The sequence below is a fragment of the Stenotrophomonas sp. YJH_SMC_64 genome (assembly GCF_059371375.1).
Genome location: NZ_JCAFUN010000001.1, coordinates 30,153 through 51,347 on the forward strand (window position 1 = coordinate 30,153; position 21,195 = coordinate 51,347).

Below are 21,195 nucleotides of genomic sequence, written 5' to 3' on the forward strand. Positions count from 1 at the left end.
GGCGGCCGGCGCAATCACGGATCCGCTGCAACTCCCCTGCCACAAACGAAAAGCCCCGCTTTCGCGGGGCTCTTCGGCATCAGCTCAGCTGGCCGTGGCAGTGCTTGTACTTCTTGCCACTGCCGCACGGGCACGGATCGTTGCGGCCGATCTTCGGCTCGTCGCGCTGCATCTGCGCCACGCCCTGCTGGGCAGCCTGCACCTGCGCGGCTTCCTCGTCGGCGCTGTAGCCGCCCACGTCCTGGTGCTGGAACTGCGACTGGCTCAGGCGGGCTTCGGCCTGCTGGCGTTCGGCCGCTTCCAGCGCCTGCACTTCCTCGTCGCTGCGGATGCGCACGCGCGACAGCAGGGTCACCACTTCGCGCTTGACGTTTTCCAGCATGTCCGAGAACAGTTCGAAGGCTTCCTTCTTGTATTCCTGCTTGGGCTGCTTCTGCGCGTAACCACGCAGGTAGATGCCCTGGCGCAGGTAATCCATGCGCGCCAGGTGCTCCTTCCAGCTCTGGTCCAGCACGGTCAGCATCACGTGCTTCTCCAGCGCGCGCATGGTCTCTTCGCCCACACTGGCTTCCTTCTCGGCGAAGTGCTGGTTGACGCGTTCCTGCACCTTGGCGGCAATCGCCTCGGCGTCCAGCTCCTCGTGTTCCTTGACCAGGTCGGTCAGCGACATCTGCAGGCCAAAGTCCGACTCCAGGGTCGCTTCCAGGCCACGCAGGTCCCACTGCTCGTCGATCGAGTTCGGCGGCACGAAGCGGGCCACCACGTCGAAGATCACGTCGTCGCGGATGCCGTCGACGTTGTCCTTCACCGACTCGGCGTCCAGCAGTTCGTCGCGCTGGGCGTAGATCACCTTGCGCTGGTCGTTGTTGACGTCGTCGAAGTCCAGCAGGTTCTTGCGGATGTCGAAATTGTGGGCCTCGACCTTGCGCTGCGATTTCTCGATCATTCGAGTGACCAATCGATCCTCAATGACGTCCTCTTCCTTCATGCCCATCATGCGCATCATCTTCTGGACACGCTCTCCCCCAAACACCCGGAGAAGATTGTCTTCCAATGCAAGGTAGAAGCGGGACGAACCCGGGTCACCCTGGCGGCCCGAACGGCCACGCAACTGGTTGTCGATACGGCGCGACTCATGGCGCTCGGTGCCGACGATGTGCAGGCCGCCCGCCGCCTTCACTGCCTCGTGGCGCTTCTGCCAGTCGGCCTTGACCGCGGCCTTCTGCTCGTCGGTCGCGTCCTCGCCCAGCGCGTGGAGCTCTGCTTCCAACGAACCGCCCAGCACGATGTCGGTACCACGGCCGGCCATGTTGGTGGCGATGGTCACCGCGCCCGGACGGCCGGCGTTGGCGACGATGGTCGCTTCGCGGTCGTGCTGCTTGGCATTGAGCACTTCGTGCTTCACACCGGCCTTGCTCAGGTGCTCGGACAGCATTTCCGAAGTTTCAATCGAGGTGGTACCGACCAGCACCGGCTGGCCGCGCTTGGCGCACTCTTCGATGTCGGCCAGCACCGCATTGAACTTGCCCTTGCGGTTGAGGAACACCTGGTCCGGGCTGTCCTTGCGGATGGTCGGGCGGTTGGTCGGGATCACCACCACTTCCAGGCCGTAGATGCTCTGGAACTCGAAGGCTTCGGTATCGGCCGTGCCGGTCATGCCGGACAGCTTCTTGTACATGCGGAACAGGTTCTGGAAGGTGATGCTCGCCAGCGTCTGGTTCTCGCGCTGGACCGGCACGCCTTCCTTCGCTTCCACCGCCTGGTGCAGGCCATCGGACCAGCGGCGGCCGGCCAGGGTACGGCCGGTGAACTCATCGACGATGACCACTTCGCCGTCGCGCACGATGTAGTCAACGTCACGCTGGTAGATCGCGTGCGCGCGCAGGGCGGCGTTGAGATGGTGGACCACGGTCAGGTTCTGCGCCGCGTACAGGCCTTCGGTTTCGCCGTTGAGGATGCCGGCTTCCACCAGCAGCTGCTCGGCGTGCTCCATGCCCGCTTCGGACAGGTGCACCTGCTTGCCCTTCTCGTCGACCCAGAAGTCGCCCTCGCCGTCTTCCGCTTCCTGCTTGACCAGGTGCGGCACGACGCGGTTGACACGGATGTACAGCTCCGGGGAATCGTCGGCCGGGCCGGAGATGATCAACGGGGTACGCGCTTCGTCGATCAGGATGGAGTCGACTTCGTCGACGATGGCGTAGTGCAGGCCGCGCTGGTAGCGGTCGGCCTTGGACAGCGCCATGTTGTCGCGCAGGTAGTCGAAACCGAATTCGTTGTTGGTGCCGTAGGTGATGTCGGCGGCGTAGGCTTCGCGCTTGTCGCTGTGCGGCATGCCCGGGTAGACCACGCCCACGCTCAGGCCCAGCCAGTTGTACAGCTTGCCCATCTGCGCGGCGTCGCGGCGGGCCAGGTAGTCGTTCACGGTGACCACGTGCACGCCCTTGCCTTCCAGCGCGTTGAGGTACACCGGCAGGGTCGCCACCAGGGTCTTGCCTTCACCGGTGCGCATTTCTGCGATCTTGCCCAGGTGAAGCACCATGCCGCCGATCAGCTGCACGTCGTAGTGGCGCATGCCCAGCACGCGGCGGCCGGCTTCACGGCAGACCGCGAAGGCTTCCGGCAGCACCTTGTCCAGGGCTTCACCATCGGCGATGCGCTGCTTGAACTCCGGCGTCTTGGCCTGAAGCTGCTCGTCGGAAAGCTTCTCGATCTCCGGCTCCAGCGCATTGATCTTGGCGACGATGCGGTTGAGCTGGCGCAGCTGTCGTTCGTTACGACTGCCAAATACGCGGGTAAGCAGGCTGTTGATCATTGAAGGAACCGGGTTGGATGGACACGACGCCCGGCCTCCCCCTTGGGATCCGTCCGCCGCAAACGAAACAGGGCGCCTGGCGCCCTGTCGATGGCAACACCCATTGTAGCTTGGGACGGCCGCAAGGGGTTTCAACCCTTTGGCGGCAATGGCATCCGAACATTCCCGGTAGTGCCGGCCGCTGGCCGGCAATCCGCGATGCTGCCGAAATCCATGAGGTTGCCGGCCAGCGGCCGGCACTACCAGATCAACCGCATCGGGTCAGAGCCCTCCCGCGGCGCGGAAGGGATCCGACCCGGGCATCAGCCGCGGCTGATGCGGCCGACCGGCGTGTTGCCGCCGTCGCCGAGGAACTTGCGCGGGTTGACCACGTTGCCGTTCTCCCACACCTCGAAGTGCACGTGTGCGCCGGTCGAACGACCGGTGGAACCGGCCTTGGCCACTTCCTGCCCGGCACGGACCAGGTCACCGGCCTTCACCACCAGGCGCGAATTGTGCGCGTAGCGGGTGACGTAGCCATTACCGTGGTCGACATCGACCACGTTGCCGTAGCCGCCCTTCACGCCGGCGAAGCTGACCACGCCTTCGGCCACGGCCATCACCGGGTCGCCGACCTTGGCGTGGAAGTCCATGCCCTTGTGGGTGGCGGCACCGCGGCCGAACGGGTCGGCACGGGTGCCGAAGCCGGAGGTCACGTAGCTGTTGCGGATCGGCATGCGCGACGGCACGGCGTTCTGCTGCAGCTGGTGGTCGAACATCAGCGATTCCATCACCGACAACTGGCGGCCTGAAGCAGCGAAACGCTGCTCCAGCACCTGTAAGTCGGCGTTGACGTCCTTGACCGGGATGTCGCTGGTCGGGCCGCCGGCATCGCCGTCACCGAGGCCAGGCGTCTCGTTGAAGTCGAACTCGCCGTCTTCCAGCTTGCCCATCTGGGTCAGCCGTTCGCCAAGGGCGTTCAGGCGGGTAGCCTGCGCCTGCAGCTCGCCGAGGCGTGCCGCCAGCGCGTTGACCTGGGTCTGCGCGTCGCGCTTGACCTTGGCCAGTTCCGCATCCTGGCGCTCGACCTTGGCCTGCAGCCGGGAATCATTCAGCGCGCTGGCGCCAATGCCGCCAGCAAGGCCGATAATGCAGCCTACCCCGAGCACGCTGCCCAGCAGGGCGCGGGGGCGGTCCTCGAAATAGAACCGCAAACGCGCGATCGGCGACGACTTGGCCTGTCCTTCACGCGTTTTGATTACGATCTTTTTGAATGCCATCAGTGAGTTTTCATGTCTGAGCCGAAATCCAGCGTTCGCCCCGCGTCAGTGCCGAAGCCGGCGCTGGATGCGGTGATGGCGGACAAAAGCGGGAACCCGCTGCGGCGTGCCTTGTGGCTCGACGCGCTGGACCGTCAGTTGCGCCCCCAGTTGCCGCCACCTCTGCGCAGCCGTTGCCGGCTGGCCAATGTGGACGGGGAACACCTCGTTTTTCTCGTCGAGTCCCCGGTCTGGCATGCCAAGTTGCGGCTTGCCGAAGCCCAGTTGCTCGACGCGGCCCGTTCCATCGGGCTGAAGGCCACCAGGGTGACCATCAAGACTGCGTCTCCCACTCCCACGCGCTCCCCAGCGCTCGACAACCGGAATGGACCCCACGCAGTTTCAGCCGCCACGCACAAAGGGCTACGCGACGCCTTGGCTTGCCTGCAGGACGTTCCCTCGAAGCCGAAGAAGCGGTCCTGACGACAACGGAGCATCCGGCTCCGCTCCCCGTCGCGCGTGTCACCACGGCGTGAAACATTTCGGGGGCCGGGTCGCATCCTAGCTGCCATCCGGGGGCCTGTCGTTAGATTGTTGTTAAAACTGCGTTAAATTCAGGCTTCCGATCCAACAGGTTCACAAAACCGTGACCTCGAACCGGCCTTGACGCGTGTCAAGCATGCTGAATGCGCCGAACACGCCTGAAACGACAACGCCGCCTTGGAAGGCGGCGTTTTTGTCTTTTAATTCAACAACCTACAGAAATCAGGCGTAGGCCGGAGTGGCATATTCGACCGGATCCGGCGTTGCCGGCGAGTCGAAACTGACCCATTCCCAGGCAGTGGCGTCGGCCATCAGCGCCCGCACCAGCTTGTTGTTGAGGGCGTGACCGGACTTGAAGCCTTCGTAGGCACCCAGCACCTGGCCACCGGCCAGATAGAGGTCGCCGATCGCATCGAGGATCTTGTGGCGCACGAATTCGTCGGCATAGCGCAGGCCGTCTTCGTTGAGCACGCGGAACTCGTCCAGCACGATGGCGTTGTCCATCGAACCGCCCAGGCCCAGGTTGCGCTCGCGCATGTATTCCAGGTCGCGCATGAAGCCGAAGGTGCGCGCGCGGGAGATTTCCTTGGTGTAGGCCAGCGTCGAGAACTCGATTTCCTGGCGCGACTGCTTGGCCGGAATCATCGGGTGGTCGAACTGGATGGTGAAGCCCAGCTTGTAGCCCTCGTACGGGCTGAAGCGGGCCACCTTGTCGCCCTCGGTCACTTCCACGGTCTTCAGCACGCGGATGAAGCGCTTGGACGCATCCTGTTCCACGATGCCCGCCGACTGCAGCAGGAACACGAACGGGCCGGCCGAACCGTCCATGATCGGCAGCTCGGCCGAGGACAGTTCGACAATGATGTTGTCCACGCCCAGGCCGGCCAGCGCCGACATCAGGTGTTCGACGGTCTGGATCTTGGCGTCGTTGCAGGTCAGGCCGGTGCACAGGGTCACTTCGGTGACCAGCTCGGCCTTGGCCGGCACTTCCACCACCGGGTCCAGGTCCACGCGGCGGAACACGATGCCATGGTTGACCGGTGCCGGGCGCAGGGTCATGTAGACCTTGTCGCCGCTGTGCAGGCCAACGCCGGTGGCGCGGATCGTGTTCTTGAGGGTGCGTTGCTGGATCATGGGGGATGGACCGGAAGTGACACATTAGATTAACACGCACGGTCCCCTACCCCGGCTGAAAGGCAGGCAGGACACACCGGCGCGCCAATGGGACGCACATGACGCAGGGCGGCCGGGCCCATCCTGGCCCGGCGCCCGCGTTTTCAGGACATGGTGGCGCAACCCGGGGAGGACAACCCCGGGCCGGCCCGCTCAGTCCGCCTGGCGGCGCAGGAACGCCGGGATGTCCAGGTAATCGTTCGGCAGTTCTGCCGCGGCCGGGGCCGAAGAGGACGGCGCCGACGGGGCCGAAGCCGCCGCGGTATCGCTGCTGGCGCGACGCAGGCCCAGGCCCATGCCGCCGACGGCCTTGGACACGGCGTCGCCGCCGTTGTCGAAGTCGCCGAACTCCGGCTGGCCGGTGGTGGCGTTGCGGACCAGCTTGATCGGCGCGCGCTCGCCCGGACGCTGGGCCTTGCTGGCCGACACGCGGTTCAGGCCGGTGGCAACCACGGTCACGCGCACTTCGTCCTGCATGTCCGGGTCGAGCACGGTGCCAACCACCACGGTGGCGTCTTCCGAAGCGAAGCCGTCGATGGTGCGGCCGATCTCGTCGAACTCGGCCATGGTGAAGTCCGCACCGGCGGTGATGTTGACCAGGATGCCGTTGGCACCGGCCAGGTTCACGTCGTCCAGCAGCGGGTTCTGGATGGCCGATTCGGCAGCGGCCTGGGCGCGGTCATCGCCACGGGCGGTGCCGGTACCCATCATCGCCAGGCCCATTTCGGACATGACGGTGCGCACGTCGGCGAAGTCGACGTTGATCAGGCCCGGACGCACGATCAGGTCGGCGATGCCCTGCACGGCGCCCTGCAGCACGTCGTTGGCGGCGCGGAATGCCTGGATCATGGTCGCGTTGCGGCCCAGCACGGTGATCAGCTTCTCGTTCGGGATGGTGATCAGCGAGTCGCAGTGCTGGCTCAGTTCCTCGATGCCCTTCAGCGCCACCTGCATGCGGCGACGGCCTTCGAACGGGAACGGCTTGGTGACCACGGCCACGGTCAGGATGCCCATCTCCTTGGCCAGCTGCGCCACCACCGGTGCAGCGCCGGTGCCGGTGCCGCCGCCCATGCCGGCGGTGATGAACACCATGTCCGCGCCCTGCAGGGCGTCCATGATGCGCTCACGGTCTTCCAGCGCGGCCTGGCGGCCGACTTCCGGGTTCGCGCCTGCGCCCAGGCCCTTGGTCACGTTGGTACCCAGCTGCAGCTGCAGCTTGGCACCGCAATTCTTGATGGCCTGCGAGTCGGTGTTGGCGGTGATGAACTCCACGCCGTCCACCGCCGAGTTGACCATGTGCGCCACGGCATTGCCGCCGCCGCCGCCCACGCCAACCACCTTGATCACCGCATTGGGTGCCATCTTTTCGATCAGTTCAAAATGCGCCATGTCCGTGTCCTCGTTGTATCCGCTTGTCGGTGGCATGGACGGTCGGGCCTCCTGCCTTCGCGTGTCATGTTGCCGTTGCGGCTGTGTGGGTTGTGTATTGCGTTGCTGCGTTGTGATGCGGGTACTGCAGGTGCTGCGCCGGGGTGACCCCCGGTGTTACGGGTTCCGCGTCAGAACTCGCCGCGGAACCAGGTCTTGAGTTTCTTGAACATGCTTCCGGCGCGCCCGGTCGGCAGCGACGGCCGCCGCGGGTGCTCGATCTGGCTGCCCATCAGCAGCAGGCCCACGCCGGTGGCATGCACCGGGTTGCCCACCACTTCGCCCAGGCCGGTGACGTGCTGCGGGATGCCCACGCGCACCGGCATCTGCAGCATTTCCTCGGCCAGCTCGACCACGCCTTCCATCTTCGAGGCACCACCGGTCAGCACCATGCCGGCGCGCACCAGTTCCTCGAAGCCGGAGCGGCGCAGTTCGGCCTGCACCATCTCGAAGATTTCCTCGTAACGGCCCTGCACCGCCTGCGCCAGCGAATGGCGCGGCATGCGGCGCGGCGGGCGGTCGCCCACCGACGGCACCTGGATGCTTTCCTCGGCAGTGGCCAGCTGGGCCAAGGCGCAGGCGTAGCGCACCTTGATCTGCTCGGCTTCCGGGGTGGGCGTGCGCAGCATGTGCGCGATGTCATTGGTGACGTGGTCGCCGGCGATCGGCAGCGAAGCCGTGTGGCAGATCGCGCCCTGCACGAACACCGCGATGTCGGTGGTGCCGGCGCCCATGTCGACCAGCACCACGCCCAGCTCGCGTTCGTCGGCGGTCAGCACCGCAACGCTGGAGGCCAGCGAGGACAGCACCAGGTCATCCACCTGCAGGCCGCAGCGCTGCACGCACTTGCTGATGTTGGCCGCGGCCGACTGTGCGCACACCACCAGGTGCGCATGCACCTCCAGGCGCACGCCGGTCATGCCGACCGGGTTGCGGATGCCTTCCTGCGAATCGTCCAGCACGTACTCGCGCGGGATCGCGTGCAGGATCTTCTGGTCGGCCGGAATCGCCACCGCCTTGGCCGCATCGAGTACGCGATCCAGGTCGCCCCAGGTCACTTCCCCGTCGCGGATCGGCACGATGCCCGGCGAGTTCTTGCACTGCACGTGATTGCCGGAGATCGAGGCGTACACCGAGCGGATCTCGCAGCCGGCCATCAGCTCGGCTTCTTCCACCGCGCGCTGGATCGACTGCACGGTCGATTCGATGTCCACCACCACGCCGCGCTTCAAACCGCGCGACTCGTGCGAGCCGATGCCGATCACTTCGATCGGGTTGCCCGGCGAATACTCGCCCACCAGCGCCACCACCTTGGAGGTGCCGATGTCCAGGCCAACGATCAGCGATTTGTCACCCTTGCGATTCATGTCCTTTCCTGCGTGCTTCTGGCCGGGGTCGCCGGCGCTTTCGCCGGCGTGGCCGGGGTACCCCAGCTCAGCGTGAAACCATTGGTGTAGCGGAGGTCGGCGCGCTCGATCGGCGCGTCCTGACGGTTGAGCTGCGGCAGTACCTTGACGAAGCGCTGCATGCGCGAGCGCGCGTCGTCGCGGCCGACCACCACTTCGGTGCCGTTGCTCAGCACCAGCGACCAGCTGCCGCGTGCATCCATCGTCACCCGGCGCACATCGACGCCGGCCGGTGCGAACAATGCACGCGAGTCGCTGTACAGCTTCATCACTTCTTCGGTCTGGCTGTCCGGGCCATCCAGTTCGGGCAGCGCAAGGTCGGCCAGCTTCTTCGGCGTGGGGAACAGCTTGCCCTGCTCGGAAACCAGGCGGTCGTTGCCCCAGCGCGCGAACGGCTTGTGCTCGACCAGGGTTACTTCCAGCACATCCGGCCACTGCTTGCGTACCCGTGCGCTTTCCACCCACGGCAGCTTTTCCAGTGCGTCCTGGGCATCCTGCAGCTTGACCGCGAAGAACCCGGCGCGCGCATACGGCAGCAGCACCTGCTGCAGCTGTTCGGCCGGTACCCGCTTGAACTCGCCATGCACGCGCAGCTTCGCCAGCGGCCAGCGCTCGGCGCCGACCCAGCCATTGACCACGGCCACCACCGGCAGTGCAACCACCGACAGCGCCAACAGCCAGACGAAGATGCGCAGCACCGCGTTCATGCGTGCGAGGCCTCCAGGGTCTGTTCCAGCACGCGCCACACCAGCTCATCGAAGCTGATGCCGGCCTGGCCTGCGGCCTTGGGCACCAGCGAATGGCTGGTCATGCCCGGCGCGGTATTCACTTCCAGCAGGAAGAAGCGGCCGCTGCTGCGGTCGCGCATCACGTCCACGCGGCCCCAACCACGGCAGCCAGCAGCGCGGAACGCGGCCAGCGCGATGCGGCGGATTTCCTCTTCGTCGCCACCGTCCAGGCCCGGGCACAGGTACTGGGTGTCCTCGGCGATGTACTTGGCGTTGTAGTCGTACCACTGGCCCTTGGGCACGATGCGGATCGACGGCAGCGCGACGTCGCCGAGAATGGCCACGGTCAGTTCGTCGCCGACCACCATCTGCTCCATCAGCAGCTGGCCGTCGTAGCGCGCAGCCAGGGCCACGGCCTCGTCCAGGCCGGCGTCGTCGGTGACCCGGCTGATGCCCACGCTGGAGCCTTCGTTGGCCGGCTTCACCACCACCGGCAGGCCCAGCTCGGCCGCCAGCGCATGCACGTTCGATGCGTCGACCTTGCGGTATTGCGGGGTCGGCAGGCCCAGCGACAACCACACCTGCTTGGTACGGATCTTGTCCATGCTCAGCGCAGAGCCCAGCACGTCCGAGCCGGTGTACGGCACGCCGAAGGCGTCCATCAGGCCCTGCACGATGCCGTCCTCACCACCACCGTTGTGGCCGTGCAGGATGTTGAACACACGGTCGATGCCGCCGGCAGCCAGCGCCTTGGCCAGCGCCGGAATGCCGTCCACCGCGAACGCATCGACACCGCGCGACTGCAGTGCTTCCAGTACGTTGCGGCCGGAATCCAGCGACACCTCGCGTTCGCTGGAAGTGCCGCCGAGCAGCACGGCGACGCGACCGAATACAGCCGGGTCGCTCACGCGCAGCGGCGGGAAGGTCAGCGCGCTCACGCCTCGCCCTCCCCCTTGAAGCCTTCCACCGCGATGTGGGTAGCCACGGCGCCGATGTCGCCCGCCCCCATCATCAGCAGCAGGTCACCGTCCTGCAGCACGTCCGGCAGCACGCTGGCCAGCTCGGCGGCCTTGCCAACCACCACCGGTTCGCTGCGGCCGCGCGCGCGGATGGCGCGGGCCAGCGCATGCGAGTCGGCACCGGCAATCGGTTCCTCGCCAGCCGGGTAGACCTCGCTCAGCACCAGCGCATCGACGCTGGACAGCACCGCGGCGAACTTGTCGAACTGGTCGCGGGTTCGGCTGTAGCGGTGCGGCTGGAAGGCCACCACCAAGCGCTTGTCGGCCCAGCCACCACGGGCGGCGGCGAACACGGCTTCCAGCTCGCTCGGGTGATGACCGTAGTCATCGATGATGCGCACCTTGGCGCCACTGGCGGTGGTCACTTCGCCCAGATCGTTGAAGCGACGGCCGACACCGGCGAAGCCTTCCAGCGCACGCGCGATGGCGTCCGGGGCCACGCCCAGCTGCCAGCCCACTGCGGCGGCGGCCAGTGCGTTGAGTACGTTGTGCCTGCCCGGCAGTGCCAGTACCACTTCCTGGCTGGTGCCCTGCGGCAGGCGCAGGGTGAAGCGCATGCGCGCCCCTTCCTGCACCACGTTCTCGGCGCGCACGTCGGCCTGCGGGCTCATGCCGTAGCTCATCACGTGGCGCGGGGTCCTGGCGGCCAGCGCAGCCACTTCCGGGTCGTCGATGCACAGCACCGCCAGGCCATAGAACGGCAGGCGCTGCAGGAACTCGGCAAACGCCGCCTGCACGCGGGCAAAGTCGTTGCCGTAGTTCTCCAGATGATCGGCATCGATGTTGGTGATGATCGACATCAGCGGGTTCAGGCGCAGGAAGCTGCCATCGCTTTCGTCAGCCTCGGCCACCAGCCACTGGCCACCGCCCAGCTTGGCGTTGGCGCCGGCGGCCAGCAGCTGGCCACCGATCACGAACGTCGGGTCCAGGCCGCCTTCGCTCAGCACCGCAGCGGTGAGGCTGGTGGTGGTGGTCTTGCCATGGGTACCGGCCACGGCGATGCCGCGACGGAAGCGCATCAGCTCGGCCAGCATGGCCGCACGCGGCATGATCGGAATGCGCTGGCTGCGCGCTTCCATCAGTTCCGGGTTGTCTTCGCGGATGGCGCTGGAGACCACCACGCAGTCGGTGCCCAGCACGTTGGCCGCCGAGTGGCCGCGCATGATGCGCGCACCCAGGCTGGCCAGGCGGCGGGTCGCCACGTTGTCGGCGTTGTCCGAGCCGGACACTTCATAGCCCAGCGTCAGCATCACTTCGGCGATACCGCTCATGCCGGTGCCGCCGATGCCGACGAAATGCACGCGCGGGAACGCGCGCACCAGGTCGTTGGTGTCGTGCAGGCGGCGGATCATGCGCGGCCTCGCGCAGGGCAGGCGCGGTGGCATGCCTTCTTCATACAGCTTCCTCGAGAATGATATCGGCGATGCGCTCGGCGGCATCGACCTTGGCCAGGGCACGCGCGGCTTGCGCCATCTGCATGCGGCGGGCGGGATTTTCGGACAGATCGCGCAGCAGTGCGGCAATGCCGTCGGCCAGCGTTCCGTCCTGCTTCAGCAAAACCGCCGCGCCGCGCTCGACCAGGTACTCCGCATTGCGGGTCTGGTGATCGTCGACGGCAGCGGGGAATGGCACCAGCACACTGCCGACACCGACCGCGCACAGCTCGGCCAGCGTGGACGCGCCGGAGCGGCATACGACCAGATCGGCCCAGGCAAACGCCTCGGCCATGTCGGCGATGAACGGGGTGATCTCCGCCTGCACGCCGGCCTTGGCATACGCCTCGACCGCTTCGGCATGCATCTTCTCGCCGCTCTGGTGGCGCACCTGCACCGGAACCCCGGCACCGAGCGCAGCGATCGCCTGCGGCACGCCGGTATTGAGCGCGCGTGCACCCTGGCTGCCGCCCACCACCAGCACGCGCAGCGGACCCTGGCGGTCGGCGAAGCGCTGTTCCGGCGGTGCGATGGCGGCGATCTCCGCACGCACCGGGTTGCCGACAAACTCCTCGCCCTTGGCGAAGGTGCCCGGGAACCCGGTCAGCAGACGGCGTGCATAGCGCGACAGGATGCGATTGGTCAGGCCCGGTGCGCGGTTCTGCTCATGCACGATCAGCGGCAGGCCATGCAGGCGCGTGGCCATGCCGCCGGGACCGGAGGCGAATCCACCGAAGGCCACCACCGCACGCGGCTGGCGCTTGCGGATGATCATGCCGGCCGCGCGCAGCGCGCGCATCAGCCGCCACGGCGCGCCCAGCAGGGCCAGCTTGCCCTTGCCGCGCAGGCCGGTGATGGCCAGCGTGTCGATCGGAATGTCGTGCTGCGGTACCAGACGGGTTTCCATCGCACCGTCGGCGCCCATCCAGGTGACCGGCACGCCGCGCGCGCGCAGCACGCGGGCCACGGCCAGGCCGGGGAAGATGTGACCGCCGGTACCACCGGCCAGGATCATCACCGGGCGCACGTTGTCGGTGGCTTTGCTCATGACAGCCTCCCGAAGGTCGGTTCGATGCGCGACTGCAGGCGGCTGGTGCCACGCGCAGCGTTCGCTGCAGCGGCAGCCACCGGCTCGGCGCTCATCGGTACGCTGGCGGCCACCGGCGCGGCCGGCTCGTCGCTCGGCTCGGCAGCGGCGTCTTCGGTGCCGCCGATGCGCACGGCCTGGCGGCGCTCGGCGCGCTTGAGTTCATAGGACACGCGCAGCAGCAGGCCCATCGCCACGCAGGTCATCAGCACCGACGAGCCGCCGGAGGAGATCAACGGCAGGGTCAGGCCCTTGGTCGGCAGGATGCCCAGGTTCACGCCGATCGAAACGAAGGTCTGCATGCTGATCCACAGGCCGATGCCGAAGGCGATGTAGCCGGAGAAGTGCCGCTTCATCTCCACGCATCGCATGCCCAGCCAGAAGGTCCGGCCGACCAGCAGCGCGTACAGGGCCACGATCACGCAGGTGCCCAGGAAGCCGAATTCCTCGGCGGTGACCGAGAAGATGAAGTCGGTATGCGCTTCGGGCAGGTAGTACAGCTTCTGCACCGAGTTGCCCAGGCCGACGCCGGTCCACTCGCCACGGCCCACCGCCATCAGCGCGTTGGACAGCTGGTAGCCGTCGCCCTGCTGGTCGGCCCATGGGTCCAGGAAGGAGGTGATGCGGCGCATGCGGTACGGCTCGATGATCGCCAGTGCGCTCATGCCGACCAGGCCGATGATCACCGGCATCGACATGCGCGGCATGTTCACCCCGCCCAGCACCAGCATGCCGGCGGTGATCGCCAGCAGCAGGGTGGACGAGCCGAAGTCCGGCTGCAGCAGCAGCAGCACCACCAGCGCCCCGGCCACGCCCAGCGGCTTGAGCATCGCCGGCCAGGTTGCGTTGACCTCGTCGCGGAAACGCACCAGGTAGCTCGACAGCCAGACGATGTAGAGCACTTTCACCGCTTCAACCGTCTGGAACTTGGAGATGCCCAGGTTGATCCAGCGGCGCGCACCGTTGACCGTACTGCCCAGGCCCGGCGTGAACACCGCCAGCAGCAGCACGAAGCAGCCCAGCAGGAGCATCTGGTTGTACTGCTCGATGGACTTCAGCTCGGTGCGGGCGGCGATGACCGCCAGCACGATACCGACCGCCAGGAAGATCAGGTGGCGGTTGAGGTAGTAGAACGGGCTGCTCATCAAGGCGATCGAGCTGGACGCCACCATCACCACGCCCACGCCGGTGAGCGCGATGATCGCGCCCAGCAGCCACTTGTCGTAGCTGCCTTCGATGGCTTCAAGGCGTGTTGCCTGGCGGGACAGGTCGTTCATCTCAGCGCACCTTCAACGTGGCCAGGCCGATCAGCACGAGCACGACGGAGATGATCCAGAAGCGCACGATCACGCGCGGCTCCGGCCAGCCCTTCAGTTCAAAGTGGTGGTGGATCGGCGCCATGCGGAACACGCGCTTGCCGGTCAGCTTGAACGAAGCGACCTGGATCATCACCGACAGCGTTTCGATGACGAACACGCCGCCCATGATCACCAGCACCAGTTCCTGGCGGGTGATCACCGCGATCGTGCCCAGCACCGCACCCAGCGCCAGCGCGCCGATGTCGCCCATGAACACCATGGCCGGATAGGTGTTGAACCACAGGAAGCCGAGGCCGGCGCCGGCAATGGCCGCGCAGATGATGACCAGCTCGCCGGCCCCCGGAATCTGCGGGATCTGCAGGTAGTTGGCGAACACCACGTTGCCCGAGGCATAGGCGAACACGCCCAGCGCGCAGGCCACCAGCACGGTCGGCATGATCGCCAGGCCGTCCAGGCCGTCGGTCAGGTTCACCGCATTGGAGAAACCGACGATCCAGAAGTAGGCGATGGCCACGAAGCCGATGCCGGCCAGCGGCAGCGCGATCGACTTGAACATCGGGATGTAGAAGGTCAGCGCCGCCGGCACGTCGGCCGTGTAGAACAGGAACAGGCCCGCAGCCAGGCCGAAGATCGACTGCAGCAGGTACTTCCAGCGCGACTTCAGGCCGTTCGGGTCACGGCGGACGATCTTGATCCAGTCGTCATACCAGCCGATGGCGCCGAAGCACAGCATCACGGCCAGCACCAGCCACACGTAGCGGTTGCGCAGGTCAGCCCACATCAGCACCGACAGGGTGATGGTGAGCAGGATCAGCGAACCGCCCATGGTCGGCGTACCGGCCTTGGAGAAATGGGTCTGCGGACCGTCCTTGCGGATCGGCTGGCCGCCCTTGAACTGGGCAAGCTTGCGGATCATCGCCGGGCCGAGCCACAGCGACAGGAACAGCGCCGTCAACGCGGCAAGGATGGCGCGGAACGTCTGGTAGTTGAACAGCCCGAACAGGCTCTCCAACTGCTGCAACCATCGAGCCAGTTCATACAACATGCGGGGATTCCTCTCCTTGCGCCAGCAGCGCTTTGACGATCAGGTCCATGGCACTGCCACGGGAACCCTTGACCAGGCAGCGCACACCAGCGTGCAACTCATCCTGCAGCGCCTGTGACAGCGCACCATGGGTAGCGAAATGGCGACCGCCTTCACCGAAGGCGGCCGCAGCGGCGGCACTGAGCGGACCCAGCGCATACAGCCGCTTCAGGCCAGCAGCGCGTGCGCGGATACCAGCCTGCGCATGCAGCGCCTCGGCGTCCGGGCCCAGTTCGCGCATGTCGCCCAGCACCAGCCAGCCCTCTTCCGGGGCGGCGGCCAGGGCATCGATGGCCGCAGCCAGCGAGCCGGGATTGGCGTTGTAGCTGTCATCCACCAGCACCGCGCCGTTGCGCAGCTGATGGGCGATCTGGCGGCCCGGCACCGGCTGCGCTTCGGCCAGGCCGGCAGCGATCAGCGCCAGGTCGACGCCCGCGGCCAGCGCCAGGCTGGCGGCGGCCAGTGCATTGCTGACGTTGTGGCGACCCGGCAGGCCGAGCACTACGCGTGCTTCGCCGGCTGGCGAAACCAGGGTGAACTGGCTGCCCTGCGCACCGGCGCGGATGTCGCGCGCGGTCACGTCGGCGGTATGTTCCAGGCCGTAGCGCAGCACGCGGCAACGCGGCGGGGTGCCGACGAAATGCTGTTCGAACCAGCGGCCGTAGGCATCGTCGGCGTTGATCACCGCCACGCCATCGGCCGGCAGTGCGGCATAGATCGCGCCCTTGGTCACCGCCACGCCGAGCAGGCTGCCCATGCGTTCCAGGTGTGCCGGGGCGATGTTGTTGACCAGCGCATAGCGCGGGCGGGCGATGTCGGTCAGGTAGGCGATGTCGCCCGGCTTGCCGGCGCCCATCTCGTAGACGGCGAAGTCGGCATCTTCCGGCGCATCGATCACCGCCAGCGGCAGGCCGATCTCGTTGTTGCGGTTGCCCGGGTTGGCGTAGACCACCTTGTGCGCGTGCTGTGCCACCTGCTGCAGGATCGACAGCAGCAGGCTCTTCACGCTGGTCTTGCCGTTGCTGCCGGTGATCGCGAACACCTCGGTGCCGCGGTCACGCTGCATGCCGGTGGCGATCTTCGCCAGCGCCAGCTCGCTGTCGGCCACCAGCACCTGCGGCAGTTCGATCGGCAGCAGGCGCTCGACCAGCAACGCGCTGGCACCACGCGCCAGCGCGTCGGCAGCGAAATCATGGCCATCGAAACGTTCGCCACGCAGCGCCACGTACAGGCTGCCCGGGCCAAGGTTGCGGGTGTCATGGCTGACCGCATCGATCGCCACGTCGTCGCCGTGGATCTCGCCGCCAGCCCAATGTGCGATCAGCGAAAGCAGGGTGCGCTTCATGCGGCGCCCTCCCCGGCCTGTGCGGCTAGAACACCGGCCTTGGCCGCCAGGGCAGCTGCCGCCACTTCGGTGTCGTCGAAGTCATGGCGCACGCCGTTCACTTCCTGGTACGGCTCGTGGCCCTTGCCGGCGATCAGGATGATGTCGCCGGCACCGGCACGCTTCACCGCCAGGCCGATCGCACGCGCGCGGCTGCGCTGCACGGTCACGGCATCGGCGTTCTGGAAGCCGGCCAGGATGTCGGCCACGATCACGTCGCCGTCCTCGCCACGCGGGTTGTCGTCGGTGACGATGACCTGGTTGGCCAGGCGCTCGGCGATCGCGGCCATCTGCGGACGCTTGCCGGTATCACGCTCGCCACCGCAGCCGAACACGCAGAACAGCGTGCCCTGCAGATGGCCGTGCAGGCTGTCCAGCGCCTGTTCCAGCGCGTCCGGGGTATGTGCGTAATCGACCACCACGGTCGGCAGGCCGTCTTCGCCGCCGAGGCGGTTCATGCGGCCACGGATCGGCTGCAGCGCCGACAGCACCTCGGCGATGCGCGGCAGCGGCTGGCCCTGCGCATGCAGGGTACCGGCCACCGCCAGCAGGTTGTCCACGTTGAAACGGCCCAGCAGCGGCGACTGCACCGCCGCGCGCTGGCCGTCGATGACCAGTTCGAAGGCAATGCCACGGCCATCCAGCTGCAGCGCCTCGGCGCGCACGCTGGCGTCAGTGGCACCGCGCGAGCTCAGGCCGATCGGCTGCACGCCCGCCGGCAAGCCGGCGAACAGGTGGCGGCCGAACGCGTCGTCCAGATTGATCACCGCGGCCTTCAGGCCCGGACGGTGGAACAGCCGCGCCTTGGCCGCGCCGTAGCTGGCCATGTCGCCGTGGTAGTCCAGATGGTCGCGGGTGAGGTTGGTGAACACCGCCACGTCGTAGTGCACGGCATCCACGCGACCCTGGTCCAGCGCATGCGAGCTGACTTCCATCGCCACCGCGCGCGCACCGGCGTCGCGCAGCTGCGCCAGCAGCGCATGCATCTGCAGCACCAGCGGCGTGGTGAAGCCGGTCGGCTCGACCGCGCCATAAAGTCCGGCGCCCAGCGTGCCGATACTGCCACTGGGCGTACCGAGCAGGTGCCAGGCCTGGGCCAGCAGCTGCACGGTGGAGGTCTTGCCGTTGGTGCCGGTGACACCGACCATCGCCATCGCCCGCGACGGCGCGCCATGGAACTGGTCGGCCATCGCACCCATGCGTGCGCGCAGGCCCGGCACGGCGATCGCGTCGGCCGGTGCCGGCAGTTCGACAGGCGCCGGCGGTTCAAACAGGATGACGCTGGCACCGGCGGCGCGGGCCTGCTCGACAAAGCCCAGGCCATGCGCGCCGAAACCGGCGATGGCGACGAAGGCATTGCCGGGACGCACGGCGCGGCTGTCCAGCACCAGGCCGGTCAGAACGGGGTCGTGCCCTGCAAGGGCAACGTCCGGAAGCAACTGCGAAAGCAACATCGAAGGACTCATTGCGTGCCTCCCGTAGTGGGCGGCGTCTGGGCGTGCGCGCTCGGCAGCGCAGCATCGAATTCAGCGGCGGCATCCACCGGCAGCGCGGTCTCGGCCGGCGGCGCAGGCAGGATCGAGGCCGAGTGGCCGACCTTGCCGGACTGCTGTGCGGCCAGCCACGACTGCAGGTCGTCCAGTGGCACGTCCATCAGGCGCAGGGTGCCTTCCATCACGTTGTGGTAGACCGGCGCCGACACCAGGCCACCGTAGAACTTGCCGGCCTGCGGATCGTTGATGACGATGACGGTGGCGAAGCGCGGGTTGGTGGCCGGTACCACGCCAGCGAACAGCGCGTTGTAATGGCCACGCTCGTAACCACCCGGACCGGCCTTGCGCGCGGTACCGGTCTTGCCGGCCACGCGGTAGCCCAGCACCGCCGCCTGCTTGGCGCCGCCCTGGGTGACCACGGTTTCCATCATCGCCACCACCTGCCTGGCGACGTTCTCGTCGATGATCTGCTGGCCTTCATTGCGCTGGCCCTTGACGAAGGTCGGTGCGATCAGACGACCGCCGTTGGCCAGTGCCGAATAGGCGGTAGCGATCTGCAGCGGCGTCACGTTCAGGCCGTAGCCGTAGGACATCGTGGTCTTGGTGGTACCCGACCAGCGCGCCGGGCGCAGCACCACGCCGCCGGATTCACCGGGGAAACCGCTGTGCGGTACCGAGCCATAGCCGAATCGGCGCACGCCGTCGTAGAACACCTGGTCCGGCATCTTCGCCGCGACCTTGGCCGCACCCACGTTCGAACTGCGGGTGATCACGCCGGTCACGTTCAGCACGCCGTTGTTGCGCGGCACGTCACGGATGGTGAAGCGACCCAGGGTCATGTAGCCCGGATTGGTGTCGATGATGGTGTCCTTGGTCACCGCACCGGCCTGCAGCGCGGTAGCGATGGTCAACGGCTTCATCGTCGAACCCGGCTCGACCAGGTCGGTCACCGCACGGTTGCGGCGCGCATCGGGCAGCGCGCCGGTCAGCGAATTCGGGTTGTAGGTCGGCAGGTTGACCATGGCCAGGATCTCGCCGGTGGTCACGTCCATGATCACCATTGAACCGCCCGCTGCCTTGTTGGCCACCAGCGCGTTGCGCAGTTCCTTGAAGGCCAGGTACTGGATGCGGCGGTCGATGCTGAGGGTCAGGTCCTTGCCCGGCTCGGCGGCGCGCAGCAGATCGCTCTCGACGGTCTCGCCCTTGCGGTTGCGGATCACCCGCTTCGCACCGGCCTTGCCGCGCAACCATTCGTCGAACGCCAGCTCCAGGCCTTCCTGGCCGCGGTCGTCGATGTTGGTGAAGCCCAGCACGTGCGCCATCGCTTCACCCTGCGGGTAGAAGCGGCGGAACTCGCGCTGCGCGGCCACGCCCGGAATCTTCAGCGCGACCACCTTCTCTGCCTCGTCCGGATTGATCCGGCGGCGCAGGTACATGAATTCCTTGTCCGACTTCTGCGACAGGCGGCTGCTCAGCTCATCCACCGACATGCCGACCGCCTGGGCCAGCTCCGGGATGCGCTCGGGCGAACGCAGCAGGTCCTGCGGATTGACCCAGATCGAGGCGACCGGCGTGGATACCGCCAGCGGCTCGCCGTTGCGGTCGGTGATCATGCCGCGCGAGGTCTTGATCGGCAGCTCGCGCAGGTAACGGGCCTCGCCCTGGCGCTGGTAGAAGTCGCTGTTGATGATCTGCACGTAGGCCGCGCGGCCGACCAGCGACACCGAGCACAGGCCGAGCGCGAGCGCGACCCAGCGCAGGCGCTGGCGCAGGTTGAAGGCATTGCGCGGGCGGTTGCGGCCGGCCTTGCTCATGGCCGCACCACCACGATGTCGGCGGCCTCGGGGAACTTCATGCCGAGCTTCTCGCGGGCAATGCGGTCCACGCGGTTGGCCTCGGCCAGGGTCGCCTGCTCCAGCTGCAGGCGGCCGAATTCGAGGTTGATGTCATCGCGCTTGCGTTCGGCGCGCGACAGCTCGATGAACGTCTGCCGGTGACGGTGACGCACGAACACGACGCCGATCGCCGAGGCCACGGTCGAGGCCAACAGGATGATCAGCAGCAGCCGGCTCATGCGTCGGCCTCCCGCTTCTGCGCCACGCGCAGCACGGCGCTGCGCGCACGCGGGTTGGCGGCCAGTTCCTCGTCGGTCGCCTTGATGGCACCGCCGATCAGGTCCAGCGTCGGCACGAACGCCACCGCCTCAGGCAGGCGGCGGTTGGCCGGCGGCGCCTTGGCCAGGCGGTTCATGTACTGCTTGACGATGCGGTCCTCCAGCGAATGGAAGCTGATCACCGCCAGCCGGCCACCGGGCTTGAGCCGTTCCACGGCCGCATCGAGCCCGGCTTCCAGATCGGCCAGCTCGCGGTTGATGTGGATGCGGATGGCCTGGAAGCTGCGCGTGGCCGGGTGGATCTTGTCTTTCCCACGCGGCATCACCGAGGCGATCAGCTCGGCCAGTTCGGCGGTGCGGGAGAAGGGCTGCTTCTCACGGCGGGCCACGATGGCACGGGCGATGCGGCGGCTCTGGCGTTCTTCGCCATAGGTCCACAGCACGTCGGCAATTTCGCGCTCTTCCACGCGGTTGATCCACTGCGCGGCGCTTTCACCGCTGTCCGGGTCCATGCGCATGTCCAGCGGGCCGTCCTTGCCGAAGCTGAAGCCACGTTCGGCCACGTCCAGCTGCGGCGACGACACGCCCAGGTCGAACAGCACGCCGTCCAGGCCTTCGGCCGTCGCATCCCACTGCAGCAGCTGGGCGAAGCTGCCACGGAAGATGGACACGCGCGGGTCCGGCGCGAAATCGCGCTCGGCAACGGCGATGGCTTCCGGATCCTTGTCCATGACCAGCAGGCGCCCCTCGGGACCGAGCTGGGTGAGCACGCCACGTGCATGACCGCCACGACCGAACGTGCCATCCAGATAACGTCCGTTTTCGATCACCCTCAGGCCTTCAAGGACCTGGGTGTACAGGACCGGCAGGTGCACCGCCGGCGACTGCGACACCGGAAGGTGACCGGTCTGCGCTTCTGGGCGCATCCGGGCACC

The 21,195-nt window shown here is 67.2% G+C and carries 16 protein-coding genes and 1 pseudogene; 1 reads left to right on the forward strand and 16 read right to left on the reverse strand.

The features are described 5' to 3' along the window. Window positions 1-79 precede the first annotated feature (79 nt). Together secA and AC5P9L_RS00135 are read right to left on the reverse strand one after the other, a co-directional pair. A complete protein-coding gene (gene secA, locus AC5P9L_RS00130) occupies window positions 80-2,812 on the reverse strand; it encodes a preprotein translocase subunit SecA (protein ID WP_012479159.1) in 2,733 nt (910 codons plus the stop codon). Window positions 2,813-3,114: 302 nt separating this feature from the next. Next, window positions 3,115-4,071 (reverse strand): M23 family metallopeptidase, encoded by a 957-nt coding sequence (locus tag AC5P9L_RS00135; RefSeq protein WP_005408087.1) that lies wholly within the window; start codon window positions 4,069-4,071, stop codon window positions 3,115-3,117. Between the two features lie 12 nt (window positions 4,072-4,083). Here AC5P9L_RS00135 and AC5P9L_RS00140 point away from each other — a divergent pair, with 12 nt between their 5' ends. After that, window positions 4,084-4,533, forward strand: a complete 450-nt coding sequence (locus AC5P9L_RS00140) for a DciA family protein (protein WP_005408086.1) — start codon at window positions 4,084-4,086, stop codon at window positions 4,531-4,533. 282 nt (window positions 4,534-4,815) lie between these two features. Here AC5P9L_RS00140 and lpxC read toward each other — a convergent pair whose 3' ends face one another. The 14 genes and pseudogenes from lpxC to rsmH all read right to left on the reverse strand — a co-directional run bounded on the left by lpxC (window position 4,816) and on the right by rsmH (window position 21,186). After that, the gene (gene lpxC, locus AC5P9L_RS00145; protein ID WP_227415341.1) at window positions 4,816-5,727 is read right to left on the reverse strand and encodes a UDP-3-O-acyl-N-acetylglucosamine deacetylase; all 912 of its coding nucleotides are present in this window, start codon (window positions 5,725-5,727) and stop codon (window positions 4,816-4,818) included. 192 nt (window positions 5,728-5,919) lie between these two features. Beyond that, window positions 5,920-7,155, reverse strand: a complete 1,236-nt coding sequence (gene ftsZ, locus AC5P9L_RS00150) for a cell division protein FtsZ (RefSeq protein ID WP_005408084.1) — start codon at window positions 7,153-7,155, stop codon at window positions 5,920-5,922. Between the two features lie 170 nt (window positions 7,156-7,325). Further along, a complete protein-coding gene (gene ftsA, locus AC5P9L_RS00155) occupies window positions 7,326-8,561 on the reverse strand; it encodes a cell division protein FtsA (RefSeq protein ID WP_005408083.1) in 1,236 nt (411 codons plus the stop codon). A gap of 68 nt (window positions 8,562-8,629) precedes the next feature. After that, window positions 8,630-9,307: pseudogene (locus AC5P9L_RS00160) on the reverse strand (cell division protein FtsQ/DivIB); the annotation flags it as partial. Continuing rightward, entirely contained in the window at window positions 9,304-10,266 is a 963-nt protein-coding gene (locus AC5P9L_RS00165) for a D-alanine--D-alanine ligase (protein WP_154329237.1), read from the reverse strand. The pseudogene AC5P9L_RS00160 and the gene AC5P9L_RS00165, both read right to left, overlap by 4 nt. Further along, on the reverse strand, window positions 10,263-11,699 hold the full coding sequence (gene murC / locus AC5P9L_RS00170; protein WP_111174035.1) for a UDP-N-acetylmuramate--L-alanine ligase: 1,437 nt from the start codon (window positions 11,697-11,699) through the stop codon (window positions 10,263-10,265). Before murC ends, AC5P9L_RS00165 begins: the two co-directional genes overlap by 4 nt. A 40-nt stretch (window positions 11,700-11,739) precedes the next feature. Next, on the reverse strand, window positions 11,740-12,828 hold the full coding sequence (gene murG / locus AC5P9L_RS00175) for an undecaprenyldiphospho-muramoylpentapeptide beta-N-acetylglucosaminyltransferase (protein WP_099595957.1): 1,089 nt from the start codon (window positions 12,826-12,828) through the stop codon (window positions 11,740-11,742). Then, on the reverse strand, window positions 12,825-14,144 hold the full coding sequence (gene ftsW / locus AC5P9L_RS00180) for a putative lipid II flippase FtsW (protein ID WP_279915732.1): 1,320 nt from the start codon (window positions 14,142-14,144) through the stop codon (window positions 12,825-12,827). Before ftsW ends, murG begins: the two co-directional genes overlap by 4 nt. 1 nt (window position 14,145) lies before the next feature. Continuing rightward, a complete protein-coding gene (gene mraY, locus AC5P9L_RS00185; RefSeq protein WP_010481929.1) occupies window positions 14,146-15,231 on the reverse strand; it encodes a phospho-N-acetylmuramoyl-pentapeptide-transferase in 1,086 nt (361 codons plus the stop codon). After that, a complete protein-coding gene (locus AC5P9L_RS00190; protein ID WP_106549216.1) occupies window positions 15,221-16,615 on the reverse strand; it encodes a UDP-N-acetylmuramoyl-tripeptide--D-alanyl-D-alanine ligase in 1,395 nt (464 codons plus the stop codon). The genes mraY and AC5P9L_RS00190 overlap by 11 nt, the downstream gene beginning before the upstream one ends. After that, window positions 16,612-18,120 carry a UDP-N-acetylmuramoyl-L-alanyl-D-glutamate--2,6-diaminopimelate ligase gene (locus AC5P9L_RS00195; RefSeq protein WP_279915733.1) on the reverse strand — a complete coding sequence of 503 codons (1,509 nt, stop codon included), beginning with the start codon at window positions 18,118-18,120 and terminating at the stop codon, window positions 16,612-16,614. The genes AC5P9L_RS00190 and AC5P9L_RS00195 overlap by 4 nt, the downstream gene beginning before the upstream one ends. Beyond that, window positions 18,117-19,961 (reverse strand): peptidoglycan D,D-transpeptidase FtsI family protein, encoded by a 1,845-nt coding sequence (locus tag AC5P9L_RS00200; protein WP_005412243.1) that lies wholly within the window; start codon window positions 19,959-19,961, stop codon window positions 18,117-18,119. Before AC5P9L_RS00200 ends, AC5P9L_RS00195 begins: the two co-directional genes overlap by 4 nt. Then, window positions 19,958-20,221, reverse strand: a complete 264-nt coding sequence (ftsL, locus tag AC5P9L_RS00205) for a cell division protein FtsL (protein ID WP_005412242.1) — start codon at window positions 20,219-20,221, stop codon at window positions 19,958-19,960. Before ftsL ends, AC5P9L_RS00200 begins: the two co-directional genes overlap by 4 nt. After that, the gene (gene rsmH, locus AC5P9L_RS00210; protein WP_012479154.1) at window positions 20,218-21,186 is read right to left on the reverse strand and encodes a 16S rRNA (cytosine(1402)-N(4))-methyltransferase RsmH; all 969 of its coding nucleotides are present in this window, start codon (window positions 21,184-21,186) and stop codon (window positions 20,218-20,220) included. The genes ftsL and rsmH overlap by 4 nt, the downstream gene beginning before the upstream one ends. Between the last annotated feature and the right edge of the window lie 9 nt (window positions 21,187-21,195).

Bases quoted from the DNA above. Each gene is read 5' to 3' on its own strand.
- secA (WP_012479159.1), bottom strand. From the start codon at position 2,812: ATGATCAACAGCCTGCTTACCCGCGTATTTGGCAGTCGTAACGAACGA.
- AC5P9L_RS00135 (WP_005408087.1), bottom strand. From the start codon at position 4,071: ATGGCATTCAAAAAGATCGTAATCAAAACGCGTGAAGGACAGGCCAAG.
- AC5P9L_RS00140 (WP_005408086.1), top strand. From the start codon at position 4,084: ATGTCTGAGCCGAAATCCAGCGTTCGCCCCGCGTCAGTGCCGAAGCCG.
- lpxC (WP_227415341.1), bottom strand. From the start codon at position 5,727: ATGATCCAGCAACGCACCCTCAAGAACACGATCCGCGCCACCGGCGTT.
- ftsZ (WP_005408084.1), bottom strand. From the start codon at position 7,155: ATGGCGCATTTTGAACTGATCGAAAAGATGGCACCCAATGCGGTGATC.
- ftsA (WP_005408083.1), bottom strand. From the start codon at position 8,561: ATGAATCGCAAGGGTGACAAATCGCTGATCGTTGGCCTGGACATCGGC.
- murC (WP_111174035.1), bottom strand. From the start codon at position 11,699: ATGATCCGCCGCCTGCACGACACCAACGACCTGGTGCGCGCGTTCCCG.
- murG (WP_099595957.1), bottom strand. From the start codon at position 12,828: ATGAGCAAAGCCACCGACAACGTGCGCCCGGTGATGATCCTGGCCGGT.
- ftsW (WP_279915732.1), bottom strand. From the start codon at position 14,144: ATGAACGACCTGTCCCGCCAGGCAACACGCCTTGAAGCCATCGAAGGC.
- mraY (WP_010481929.1), bottom strand. From the start codon at position 15,231: ATGTTGTATGAACTGGCTCGATGGTTGCAGCAGTTGGAGAGCCTGTTC.
- AC5P9L_RS00190 (WP_106549216.1), bottom strand. From the start codon at position 16,615: ATGAAGCGCACCCTGCTTTCGCTGATCGCACATTGGGCTGGCGGCGAG.
- AC5P9L_RS00195 (WP_279915733.1), bottom strand. From the start codon at position 18,120: ATGAGTCCTTCGATGTTGCTTTCGCAGTTGCTTCCGGACGTTGCCCTT.
- AC5P9L_RS00200 (WP_005412243.1), bottom strand. From the start codon at position 19,961: ATGAGCAAGGCCGGCCGCAACCGCCCGCGCAATGCCTTCAACCTGCGC.
- ftsL (WP_005412242.1), bottom strand. From the start codon at position 20,221: ATGAGCCGGCTGCTGCTGATCATCCTGTTGGCCTCGACCGTGGCCTCG.
- rsmH (WP_012479154.1), bottom strand. From the start codon at position 21,186: ATGCGCCCAGAAGCGCAGACCGGTCACCTTCCGGTGTCGCAGTCGCCG.